10 protein-coding genes and 1 pseudogene are annotated in these 11033 nt (G+C 73.0%); 5 read left to right on the forward strand and 6 right to left on the reverse strand.

The window, feature by feature from the left end; translation table 11 throughout:
• The first annotated feature begins 556 nt into the window (after positions 1 to 556).
• Complete coding sequence (locus tag ACWF9Z_RS02505) at positions 557 to 895, forward strand: MerR family transcriptional regulator (RefSeq protein ID WP_453596650.1); 339 nt, start codon at positions 557 to 559, stop codon at positions 893 to 895.
• A 610-nt stretch (positions 896 to 1505) separates the two neighbouring features.
• Here ACWF9Z_RS02505 and trhA read toward each other — a convergent pair.
• Positions 1506 to 1958: pseudogene (gene trhA / locus ACWF9Z_RS02510) on the reverse strand (PAQR family membrane homeostasis protein TrhA); the annotation flags it as partial.
• Between the two features lie 26 nt (positions 1959 to 1984).
• The gene (locus ACWF9Z_RS02515) at positions 1985 to 2815 is read right to left on the reverse strand and encodes an alpha/beta fold hydrolase (RefSeq protein WP_453596652.1); all 831 of its coding nucleotides are present in this window, start codon (positions 2813 to 2815) and stop codon (positions 1985 to 1987) included.
• Between the two features lie 76 nt (positions 2816 to 2891).
• Between ACWF9Z_RS02515 and ACWF9Z_RS02520 the strand changes: the two genes are divergently transcribed.
• Positions 2892 to 3551 carry a sigma-70 family RNA polymerase sigma factor gene (locus ACWF9Z_RS02520; protein WP_453596654.1) on the forward strand — a complete coding sequence of 220 codons (660 nt, stop codon included), beginning with the start codon at positions 2892 to 2894 and terminating at the stop codon, positions 3549 to 3551.
• A gap of 118 nt (positions 3552 to 3669) precedes the next feature.
• Here ACWF9Z_RS02520 and ACWF9Z_RS02525 read toward each other — a convergent pair whose 3' ends face one another.
• Positions 3670 to 4617, reverse strand: coding sequence for an ABC transporter permease subunit (locus tag ACWF9Z_RS02525; RefSeq protein ID WP_453596656.1), 948 nt, complete (start codon positions 4615 to 4617; stop codon positions 3670 to 3672).
• On the reverse strand, positions 4614 to 5534 hold the full coding sequence (locus ACWF9Z_RS02530; RefSeq protein ID WP_453596658.1) for an ABC transporter ATP-binding protein: 921 nt from the start codon (positions 5532 to 5534) through the stop codon (positions 4614 to 4616). The genes ACWF9Z_RS02525 and ACWF9Z_RS02530 overlap by 4 nt, the downstream gene beginning before the upstream one ends.
• A gap of 279 nt (positions 5535 to 5813) precedes the next feature.
• Between ACWF9Z_RS02530 and ACWF9Z_RS02535 the strand changes: the two genes are divergently transcribed.
• The 3 genes from ACWF9Z_RS02535 (at position 5814) to ACWF9Z_RS02545 (ending at position 8422) form a co-directional block, all read left to right on the forward strand.
• Positions 5814 to 6992, forward strand: coding sequence for a sensor histidine kinase (locus ACWF9Z_RS02535; protein ID WP_453596660.1), 1179 nt, complete (start codon positions 5814 to 5816; stop codon positions 6990 to 6992).
• Positions 6993 to 7174: 182 nt separating this feature from the next.
• Positions 7175 to 7828 (forward strand): response regulator, encoded by a 654-nt coding sequence (locus ACWF9Z_RS02540; protein WP_453597191.1) that lies wholly within the window; start codon positions 7175 to 7177, stop codon positions 7826 to 7828.
• A gap of 225 nt (positions 7829 to 8053) precedes the next feature.
• Positions 8054 to 8422, forward strand: a complete 369-nt coding sequence (locus ACWF9Z_RS02545) for an ABC transporter permease (protein ID WP_453596662.1) — start codon at positions 8054 to 8056, stop codon at positions 8420 to 8422.
• A 97-nt stretch (positions 8423 to 8519) separates the two neighbouring features.
• On the opposite strand, the gene ACWF9Z_RS02550 is transcribed toward ACWF9Z_RS02545, so the two are convergent.
• Together ACWF9Z_RS02550 and ACWF9Z_RS02555 are read right to left on the reverse strand one after the other, a co-directional pair.
• Positions 8520 to 8726, reverse strand: coding sequence for a hypothetical protein (locus ACWF9Z_RS02550; protein ID WP_453596664.1), 207 nt, complete (start codon positions 8724 to 8726; stop codon positions 8520 to 8522).
• 115 nt (positions 8727 to 8841) lie between these two features.
• A complete protein-coding gene (locus ACWF9Z_RS02555; protein WP_453597193.1) occupies positions 8842 to 10830 on the reverse strand; it encodes an MFS transporter in 1989 nt (662 codons plus the stop codon).
• Positions 10831 to 11033: the final 203 nt, after the last annotated feature.

An 11033-nucleotide genomic window follows, 5' to 3' on the forward strand; every position in this document is an offset into this window, starting at 1 on the left:
GGCCACCACGAGCAGTTGACGCAGTGGCAGTACCTGCAAGTGCAGTTCTCGTAGGTGCAGTACCCAGCAGTGAAGTCAGTGAGCAGCACCTTGGTGAAAGCGTCGAGTGCAGGCGCGGCCACCAGGAAGTTCGGCAGTGGGGTTCCAAGCCAGAGCAGACGCAGGACGGGCGACGGGGCTGGCTGCCGAAGCGGCGCTGGGTCAGGCCGCGAGCAGTACGAGCGGTTCGCAGTACGCATCACCAGCAGTACGCATCACCAGCAGTACGCAGTCCCCCGCTTGGTAAGTAGTTGATCACCGAGGGAAGAACGGAGGAGCTTGGCGCCATCAGGATCGCCCGGGCCGGCAGGTTGAAGCTCGGGTACCGCAGGACATCGTCAGTGAGGTGGTCTCCGGTCAAGCAACCGCGATCCCCGCACCCCGACCACGCATGAGTCGGGTCCGCGGAAACAGAAGGCCGGCGCAGTCTCAAGGCCGGCAGATGGTGTAGCAGTTCCTTCGGGGCCCTGGTGCCATAGGCGCCAGGGCCCCTCCACGCGTTCCGAAAAGAGGTTCAATGACAGCAGACGACTCGTTCGGCCGGCTCGACGACGACGACTACCCCGCCTACACCATGGGCCGGGCCGCCGCGATGCTCGGAACCACCCAAGGTTTCCTCCGCGCCCTGGGCGAGGCCCGCCTCATCACCCCGCTCCGCTCGGACGGCGGACACCGCCGCTACTCCCGCTACCAGCTGCGCATCGCCGCCCGCGCCCGCGAACTCGTCGACCACGGAACCCCGATCGACTCCGCCTGCCGGATCATCATCCTGGAAGACCAGCTCGAAGAAGCCCAGCGCATCAACGCCGAGTACCGCCGAGCCGGCGAATCTTCGGCTCCATCGATCTCGGCCTGAGGTGCTCGTGCCCGTCGGCATCGGCGGGCTCCCGATCTCGTCGACGGATTCCCGAGGTGACGCGGGTGCGTAGGCGCGGGGCCTCTTCGGCCACCCCCGCCCCTTTGCCGCCGCCCTCCGGCACCGCAAGCCGGACACGAATGCCTCGCTGCGCCCGCCGTACGGGCCCAGGGACCGACGTTCACACCACCGCGGCCTCGTCGTCCTGCTCGCCGCAGCGTGGACGGGCAGTCACTGGTGGGATTCACCGTGGAAGCTCCTGACGGTGTCATCGGACACGTCGACCGACAGCAGGACCAGCCGGGCATGCAGGACCTGGTCGTTGACACCGGCGTATGGGTGTTCGGCAGGTGCGTCCTGATCCCGGCCGGCGCGCCATCACCCACATCGATACGGCAGCGCAGGCGGTGAGTTCTCGGCCACGCAGGAAGACATCAAAGCCGCGCCCCGGTTCACCACCGACAGCGACACCGCCGACCACCCCTGCCTGTCCGCCGTCGGCGACCACTACGTCCCCCTCCGCCGCCCGCCCGCACCCTGACCCGAAGCCGGTCGACAGCCCACCAGCCCCCACACAACTGAGCCGGCAAGCATCGACACGTCGTCGCGCTCAGTAGGCAGCGCGGAAGACGGCGATGTAGTGCGTGGTGAAGGCTGCCACGGTCAGGGCGTGGAACACCTCGTGGTAGCCGAACCAGCGGGGTGAGGGGTCGGGGCGCCGAAGGGCGTACACGACGGCGCCCGCGCTGTAGAGCAGCCCGCCCGTCACGATCAGGGTGAGTACGGCCGCCCCGCCGCTGTGCAGGAAATCGGGAAGGCAGCGCACCGGTGCTCAGCCCAGGGCCAGGTAGCAGGGCGTGTACAGCCAGCGGGGCGCCCCGATCCACAGGACGCGGAAGGCAATGCCGGCCAGAGCGCCCGTCCACACGATCCACAGGAGTGCGGACCGCTGGTCAGGGGCGAGAAGGAGCACGGCCAGCGGGGTGCAGGTGCCGGCGGTGATCAGGAAGATCTTGGCGTGGTCGAGGCGGCGCAGGACGGCCTCGCCGAGCGGTCCCCAAGTGTGATGCCGAGGGAGGGGCGGCCGGGTCAGCCGGCGAGGAATGCCTCCGTCGTGGCCACGAAGCGGATGGCGTCGTCGAGCCACGGGTAGTGGCCCGCCCCCGGCTGGACCGCGAGCGTGGCGTTCGGGAAGGCCTTCGCGAACTCGGCCACCGCGACGGGCGGGCTGTTCAGGTCGAACTCTCCCGTGAGCAGCAGGACCGGAGCACCGTAGGCGGCGAGCGCCGCGCGCGTGGACTCCGGGGTGAAGGCCCCCTCGGCCCCGAAGAGGGCGACGGCCTCCTGGTTGCCCGGCCGGGCAGCCGCCTGGTGCGCGCGTGCCGCGGCGTCCCACCGGCCGGAGAAGAAGGGGGCGACGGCTTCCCAATCGCTGCCCGTGCCCTCGGTGATCGCCTCCAGGGCGGCGAACGCGGCCGGGAACCACGGCTCGTCCTCGCGGAGCCGCGCGAGCCCGCGTCGCGTCGCCCCGGCGATCGGGATGCCGACGGCTCGGACACCGGGGCCGATGAGCGCCAGCTTCCCGACGCGCTCCGGGTACCGGGCCGCGTACTGCGTCGCGATGTTCGCACCGGCGGAATGGGCGAGCAGGTCCACCCGGGGAAGTCCGAGGTGCTCGCGCAGCGCCTCGATGTCCTCGACGAGGCGGTCGCAGCGGTAGGAGGAGGCGTCCTCGGGGACCGCAGACCGGCCGGTGCCCCGCAGGTCCGGAGTGATCAGCCGGCGGTGCGCGGACAGGCCGCCGAGATCGCCCAGGTAGGCGGAGTCGGCAGGGCCTCCCGGGACGCAGACGACGGGGTCGCCGTCACCGGTCACGCGGTACGCGAGCAGGGTTCCGTCGGGCGCGGAGAAGTTTGGCATGCCGGGGATCCTCGCATCCATAACCAGGTTGTACAACCTGGTTATGGAGGGAGGTCCGCTGATGTATAACAGGAGGGTGGCAGGCGAAGAGAGCACGCACCGGATCCCCGAGACGCTGACCGAGGCCCAAGCCGAGCGGATACTCGCCGAGATGAACGAGGTCATCCGCGCGGGCGAGGAGATGCGCAAGCTGCGCACCGAGATGATCAAGGTGTTCGTGGGCTTCGGCTGGACGCAGGACCGCATCGCGCGGCTCACCGACATGAGCCAGCCCGCCGTGTCCAAGCAGGTGGTGAAGTGCAGGGCCGACGGCCCGCCGCCGCCCATGGGGCTCGCCCTCGACCAGTACGACGCCCCGTGGCTCGAAGGGCGCCTGTGGGGCCTCGCCGAGGAGATCGCCGAGACCTTCCGCGCGTCCGCCCGCTGCGCCCGCTACGTCGACGCCCTCGGCAGGGGGAAGAAGCGCTTCACTCCCCAGAACGTCGATGAGCTCCGGCGTCTCGTCGAGGAGGACCTGCGGGTGCACCGGGCCGAGTTGCCCGGCGGCTACCGGGCCGCGTACGACGAGATCAGCCGCGGCCTCGACGTTCCCGTTCCTGTTCCCGCTCCCGTTCCCGCGCAGGCCGCCATGACCACCGGCATCGACACCGCATCCGCACCCGCACCCGCCACCGCATCCGTGCGCCGCGCCCTCGCGCGCCGGATCCAGCTCGACCGGCTCCGGCACCACCCCTGATCCGATGCGCGCCTCCGGGGCAGCGCGGGCCCGATGTACGCGGACCGCGCCCCCGCGCCCGCACCCTCCCCACTCCCCCGCCGCCCCTGAGCGACCTCCGACCGCACCGGAGCCGCGTTCACACGTCGCGTCGCCGTACGAAGAACAGCGCGACCGCGATGACGGCCAGCGGCCAGAGCCCGTACACGGCCCAGGAGCCCGAGACCGTGGCATCGCGGATGGGGTTGCCGGGGAGGTCCCCCCAGGACTGGACCAGTCGCTTCCAGGCGCCGGCCACCATCATGTGGTTGACGTCGGCGGACCACTGCCGGGACTGCGAGAAGAGCGTCGGCAGCATCACCAGGGTGAAGAGGGTGGCGACCAGGGCGGCCGCGGTGTGCCGGATCAGCACGCCGAGCCCCAGCCCGACCAGTGCGCAGACCGGGGCCAGCAGCGCGGACGCCGCCACGGCCCGGGCCACACCGGGGTGGGTGATGGGGACCCCCGCGTGCACCCCGTTCAGGACGGCCTGGGAAACCAGGAAGGAACCGGTGGAGACGACCGCGCCGACGACCGTCCAGAGCGCCGCGACGACGACGGCCTTGGCCAGTACCACCGAGTGGCGGGCGGGTACGGCCACGGTGGTGGTGCGGATCATGCCGCTGCTGTACTCGCTGACGATCGAGACCACACCGATGCTGCCGGCGACGATCATCAGGACCATGTGACCGGCCACCGGATAGGCGTCGAAGCACAGGAACTCGGGGGCCAGCGCCGTGGCCGGGGCCTTGGCCCGCAGGTTGTTGCGAGCCGCCAGCGCGGCCGCGGCCGAGCATCCGACGACGAACAGTGCGGCGAGGGCGAGCGTCCACGGGGTGGAGCGCAGGGACCGCATCTTGATCCACTCGGAGACGAGCAGGTTGCGGAACCGGGCGGGCGGCGGCCCGGCGGCCGATGCCGCGGCCGCGCCCCAAGAGGAAGCCGGGGCCGAACTGGCCGGACCGGTCGGACTGGTCGGACTGGTCGGAGCGGTCGGAGCCGTCGGAACGGTCGGGGTCGTCGGAACGGCTGAGGCGCGTGTGGTCATCGGGGTTGTCCTGCCAGGTATTCGACGCTGTCGGCGGTGAGTTCCATGAAGGCCGCCTCCAGTGAGGCGGTCCGGGCGGTCAGTTCGTTCAGCCGGATCCGGTGCTCGAAGGCGAGCGCTCCGATCCGGTCCGCCGGCAAGCCGGTCACGACGAGCTTCTCCGCCCCCGGCGAGCCCTCCGGCTCGACCACCGCGCCCGCGGCGGCCAGGACGACGGCCAGCTCGGCGGCCTGCGGTGTGCTCACCACGATGCCGGCGCGAGTGCCGCGAGCAGCGAAGTCCCCTGCCGACTCGGCGGCGATGAGCCGGCCCCGGCCGATGACGACGAGCTGGTCGGCGGTGTTCTCCATCTCGGACATCAGGTGGCTGGAGAGGAAGACCGTGCGGCCCTCGGCCGCGAGGCGCCGGAAGAGGCGGCGCATCCAGAGCACGCCTTCCGGGTCCATGCCGTTGACGGGCTCGTCGAACATCAGCACCGGCGGGTCGCCGAGCAGCGCGGTGGCGATCCCGAGGCGCTGCTTCATGCCGAGCGAGAACCCGCCGATGCGGCGGTTCGCGGCATCGGCCAGTCCCACCTCGCCCAGCACCTCCTCCACCCGGCGCGGGGAGATGCCGTTGCTGTGGGCCAGGGCGGACAGGTGGGCCGTGGCGGTGCGTCCGCCGTGGACCTGGTGGGCATCGAGGAGGGCGCCGACGTGCCGCAGTCCACGGGCGTGGCTGCGGAAGGGGACGCCGCTGACGGTGGCGGTGCCGGCGGTGGGCGCGTCCAGGCCGAGGATCATCCGCAGGGTGGTGGTCTTGCCGGCTCCGTTGGGGCCGAGGAATCCGGTGACCCGGCCCGGCCGCACGGTGAAGGACAGGTGGTCGACGGCGGTCTTGGCGCCGTAGCGCTTGGTGAGTTCGTTGACTTCGATCACGGGAACAACCCTGCCGGGAGGGGCCCGTCCGGTCATGGGGCCGTGGGCGGCAAACACCCGGCGGCCTTCGCCCTCGGGCGTACGTCCCCGGGCGGATGCTCCGGGGGCGGCGGCTGGCTAACCTCGCGGAATGGACGCCCCACCGACTGCCCTGCCAGCTGCCCTCCCAGCTGCCCTCCCGACTGCCGTGCCGACTGCCCCACCGGCTGCCGTCCCGACTGCCCTCCCTCCCCCGCGCGTTGTGCGGTGCGGCACGCCGCCCGAGCGGGCGCACCGCCGATGACGCGGTCGAAGGCCATGGCCTGGGCGGGCGGCGCTCTCTACCTCCTCGCGGCGGGTCTGCTCGTAGGAGGTGCACCGCGGGCATCGGGCACGGTCCACGGTGTCGGGGCGCTCCTGGCCGCGAGCCTGCTCGTGGGCGTGGTGCGCCGGAGCCCGCTCCTGGCCCTGGCCCTGGCGCTGTTCGGGTCCACGGCCGTGGTGGTGGGGATGCCGGGTTCCGCCTACACCGGCCTGGCGGTCGCGTACCAGGGCCAGTTCCTGTCGTACGGGGCCGCGGACCTCGTCCTCGGCTTCGTCGTCGCCACCCGTGCGCGGCGGACCTCGGTCGTCGCCGCGTCCGCGTCCCTGCTCGTCCAGCTCCTGGTCGTCAGCGGATTCGCCCACGGGGACAACCTGACCGTCCATCTCGTGATCACCGTCCTGGCGATGGCCGCGGCCTGCACGGTCGGGCTGCTGGCCCGCGAGCGCCGCGAGCACGCGGTGGCGCTGCGCTCGCACGAGGTGGCCGAGGCCGTGGTCGCCGAACGGCTGCGGATCGCACGGGAGTTGCACGACATGGTCGCGCACAGCATCGGCATCATCGCCATCCAGGCCGGGGCGGCGAGCCAGGTCATCGCCACCCGGCCCGCGGAAGCCGGTGAGGCGCTGCGGGCGATCGAGGCCACCAGCCGGGAGACCCTGTCGGGCCTCCGGCGCACGCTGGTGGCGCTCCGTCAGGCCGACCCCGCCGCGGCGGATCCGGGGCGGGCGGCGCTCGCGCCCTCGCCGGGTCTGGAGGACATCGACCGGCTGGCGGCGGCCACGGGCGACGCCGGGGTGCGCGTGGACGTGCGGCGCAGCGGGCAGGAGCGGGCCCTGCCGGCCGAGATCGGCCTGTCCGCCTTCCGTATCGTTCAGGAGGCGCTGACCAACGTGGTCCGCCACGCGGGCACCGGACGTTGTCGCGTGCTCATCGACTACGGGGACGAGGAGCTGTCGGTGGAGATCGTCGACGACGGACGGGGCAGTGCCGGGAGCGGCCCGGCCCACGGCTTCGGCCTCGTGGGCATGCGGGAGCGGGTCGCCCTGCTGTCCGGCGACCTCAGCGCCGGGCCGCGCCCCGAGGGCGGCTTCCGGGTGGCGGCCCGGCTGCCGCTTCCCGCGCCGGCCGCGGTCGCGGCGGCGGCCGCGCGATGACCGACGGCCCCCTCGCGCCCACTGCGCCCACCGCACCCGCCACGCCCCTCGCGCCCGCCGCGCCCCTCGCGCCCGCCGTACCTGCCGTACCCGCCACACCCGCCGTACCTGCCGTACCCGCCACACCCGCCGTACGGGTCCTCCTCGTCGACGATCAGCCGCTGGTGCGCTCCGGCCTGCGCATGATCATGGCCGATCACCCCGACCTGGAGGTCGTCGGCGAGGCCGCCGACGGCGCCGAAGCGGTCCGGCTGGTCGGGGAAACGAGCCCCGACGTCGTGGTGATGGACATCAGGATGCCCGGCATGGACGGGATCGAGGCCACCCGCCTGATCACCGCCGGCCCGACGGCGGCCCGCGTCCTCATGCTGACCACCTTCGACGAGGACGACCACGTCTACGGTGCGCTGCGAGCCGGAGCGAGCGGCTTCGTGGTCAAGGACATGGCGCTGAACGACATCCTCGCGGCGATCCGCGTGGTCGCCTCCGGCGACGCGCTGATCGCGCCCGGGGTCACGCGCCGCCTCATCGCGGACTTCGTCGGGCGCCCCCCGGCGCCCTCCCCCGCGCATCCCCGCGCGCATTCCGAAGCCCTTCCCCGCACCGGCGCGCGGCGCTCGCCGCGGCCCGTCGACGGGATCACCGAGCGGGAGCGGGAAGTGCTGACCCTCATCGGGCGCGGCCTGTCGAACACCGAGATCGCCGAGGACCTGTTCATCACGGTGGCCACCGCCAAGTCGCACGTGTCGCGGCTGATCGCCAAACTGGGCGCCCGGGACCGGGTTCAGCTCGTGATCACCGCCTACGAGGCGGGGCTCGTCACGCTGTCCGGCTGATTCGGGGCAGGGGCCGAGCGGGTTTCGTACCGGGCGGGTACCGGGTGGCGCGCGGGACCAGTCCACCGGGTACCAGGTCGGCGGTGTCGCCTCCGTTCTGACCGGCGTCGACCCTATGGCCATCGGCCGCCTCCTGCGCCACGAGGTGGACGAGGGCTCCCTCGACGGCCTCGCCGACGGCAAGATCGCCGTGGCGGACTTCAAGGCCGCGGCGACCGGCTGAACGTGTTCCACGCCCTGCTCGGCCTGGCCCTGGTGATCGCCGCGCTGGGCATCGCGCACACCCTCGCGATGTCCGTGCTCGAACGCCGCAAGGAGATCGGCACGCTCCGCGCCCTCGGCCTGGACCGCGCCGGAGTGACCCGGATGATCCACGGGGAAGCCCTGCTCGTCGGCGCTCTCGGCGCGGTCGTGGGCACGGCCATGGGCGTCTTCACGGGCTGGGCCCTCGGCCGCACCCTCCAGGGGAACGTCGCCGGGTACGGCCTGGTCATCCCCTGGGGACGGCTGGCCCTCGGGGTGCTGCTCGCCTCCCTCTGGCCGGCCCGCAGGGCCGCCCGCGTCGACATCCCCGCGGCGACGGCCGCGCAGTAGCCGCCCGCCCCGGGCGCGGGCACGCGAAAGCCCTCCCGGCCGGCGCCGGGAGGGCTGCTTCACGTACGGGGGAACGGCCGGGTGCGGGCCGCGGGCCTCAGCTCAGGCCCCGGCTGCGCTCGCCGATGCGGTCACCCTGCGGGGTCCCGGCCCGCTTGAGCTCCGCCTTCGTGTGCGCTCCGCCCTTGACCTTGGTCCGGAGCGGACCGTCGAAGCCGTGCGACTGGGCCGTACGTGGCATGTGGGTCGCTTCCACGGCCTTCGCCACAGCCGCCTGGAAGTCCTGCTTCTGCTCTTTGCTCATCCCGCCGTCAACTCCCTCAAGACTCGGGACACCCGATCGGACTACTGGGATCGTATGCAGATATGCGGACTAACGCACCCGGACCGGACGTAAAGAATTTATGGGCGGCGTGTGCTCACGGGCGCGACGGAGCCGGCCGCTCCGCCGCGCCCAGCACCCCGTAGATCAACTCTTCCGGGCACGGCGTCCCCCGGGGCAGCTGGTACTTCGCCGCCACCCGGTACTCGCCCGGGGCCGGTGCCAGCAGCTCCGTCCAGACGTCCCCCGTGGTGTCCGGGGCCGCCTTGAACAGGCACCCGGCCGTGTTCGCGTACTGCCTCGGCTTCGGTACGGCGCTCTCGCCCGGCCTCGGCGTCTGCTTCGCCGCCTCCTTGGACGCCGCCGTCTCCTGCGGCGGCTCCACGGGCTTGCCCGCGGCGTCCACGAGGCCCAGCCACGGCGAGTGCGGAATGCGCACCAGCACCCGCCCGGCGTGCTTCACGTCGATGACCAGCTGGTCCGCGCTCGCCCGCACCACCGTCGCCGGCCCGGCGACCAGGTCCGAGGGGTCCACGACCTTGAAGAGCTGCCAGTTCGCGTCGCCCCACACCTGCTGGAGGTACGGGAGCCCCTCCCGCACCAGCTTCGCCTCGTCGCGCCCGCCCTCGTCGGGTTTGTCGGCGGGCAGGACGACGTAGTGCACGGCCCAGCGCTCCAGCCAGTCGCGGTAGGTGCCGGCCGTCAGGGTGTCGTCGTAGAAGAGCGGATTGCGCTCCAGGTCGGCCTGGCGGTTCCAGCCGCGCGCGAGGTTCACGTACGCGGGGAAGGCCGAGGACTCGCGGTGGCTGCTGGCCGGGACCACCTCGACGCGTCCCCGGTCGGCGCCCGCCTTCTGGAGCTGGTCCACCAGCGGGGCGAGCTCCCGGCTCCAGGAGGCCAGCGGGGTGGTGCGGACGATGTCGGTGACGCTGTTGGCGGTGATCCAGGCGGTCACCCCGGCCAGCGCGAGCACCAGCCCGTACCACCGGCGCGTGCGCCCCCGCAGCCCCCTGGGCGGAGTGCCGCTCCCGCCCGCCGGCGTACCGGGCAGGCCGGGGCCGGGGGACGCGTACGGGAGGGCCGCGAGCAGCGCCGCCCCGCCGAACAGCATCGCCAGCCTGGTCACGTTCGAGCCGACCTGCGAGTCGATCGCCCAGGTCAGCGCCACGCCGAGGGCATAGATCGCGGACGCGGTCCGGACCGTCTTCCAGCCCTTCGGCACCAGGAACAGCGCGGCCAGCGCGCACCCGAACGGCAGCGCCGCCGAGAGCAGCTTCATCGGCTGCGTCCCGGAGAACGGGAACAGCCACGACGACAGCCCGACCACCGCCGCCGGGGCCAGCCCCAGCGCGTACGCCCCCGGGCGGCGCCCGTTCAGGAACAGCGCGGCCGCGATCACCCCGAGGAACAGCCCGGCGACCGGGCTGGAGGCGGTGGCGATCCCCGCGAGCGGGGCGGCCACGGCGGCCTTCGCCCAGCGCCGCTCGGCCCATTTGCGGGGCCAGCAGAAGACGGCAGCGACGGCCCCGAGCGCGAACATCACGCCGAGCCCGAAGGTCACGCGGCCCGACAGCGCGTTGCAGAGCAGCCCGTACACCCCGGCCAGCGCGGGCCACAGCGGTTCGCGCACGGCCCCACGGCAGCGGGTCAGGATCATCGCCAGCAGCCCGGCCGAGACCGTCCCGGCGATCATCATCGTGGTGCGGACGCCGAGCACGTGCATCACGTACGGCGAGACGACGCTGTACGAGACCGGGTGCATGCCGCCGTACCAGGCGAGGTTGTACGCCGAGTCGGGATGGCGCCCCACGAACTCGGCCCAGGCGTCCTGCGCGGCCAGATCGCCGCCGCTGTTGGCGACGGCGAAGAACCAGACCACGTGCAGCAGCGCGGCCACCGCGGTGGCCACGGCGACGGGGTGCAGCCGCGCCCAGCCGAGGGCGCGCCGGACCGGACCTGCCGGCCCGGTCGGCTCCGTCAGCCCGGTCAGCTCCGTCAGCGGACTCGACTCCGACTCCGGCTCCGGCTTCTGCCCATGCCTGTGCTCCTGGCCCTGGGCCTTGCCGGGCCCCTGCCGCTCAGCAATGGTCACGCCGCCGCACTCCCCAGCACGATGAGTCTCCGGTCGTCCGTTCCTCGGCCCGCTCCTCGGTCCGCCGCGCGGCCCGCTGTTCGGTCAGCCCTTCAGTCCCCGTAGACGCGGTCCGGGGGGGGGGGGGCGGGGGGTGGCGGGGGGGGCGGCGCGAGCCGGCGCCCCCCCCCCCGCGACGGCGGGGGGCGTCTCGGGAC

It is taken from the genome of Streptomyces sp. NPDC054961 (genome assembly GCF_053609145.1).

Bases quoted from the DNA above. Each gene is read 5' to 3' on its own strand.
- ACWF9Z_RS02525 (WP_453596656.1), bottom strand. From the start codon at position 4,617: ATGACCACACGCGCCTCAGCCGTTCCGACGACCCCGACCGTTCCGACG.
- ACWF9Z_RS02540 (WP_453597191.1), top strand. From the start codon at position 7,175: ATGATCATGGCCGATCACCCCGACCTGGAGGTCGTCGGCGAGGCCGCC.
- ACWF9Z_RS02515 (WP_453596652.1), bottom strand. From the start codon at position 2,815: ATGCCAAACTTCTCCGCGCCCGACGGAACCCTGCTCGCGTACCGCGTG.
- ACWF9Z_RS02505 (WP_453596650.1), top strand. From the start codon at position 557: ATGACAGCAGACGACTCGTTCGGCCGGCTCGACGACGACGACTACCCC.
- ACWF9Z_RS02550 (WP_453596664.1), bottom strand. From the start codon at position 8,726: ATGAGCAAAGAGCAGAAGCAGGACTTCCAGGCGGCTGTGGCGAAGGCC.
- ACWF9Z_RS02535 (WP_453596660.1), top strand. From the start codon at position 5,814: ATGACGCGGTCGAAGGCCATGGCCTGGGCGGGCGGCGCTCTCTACCTC.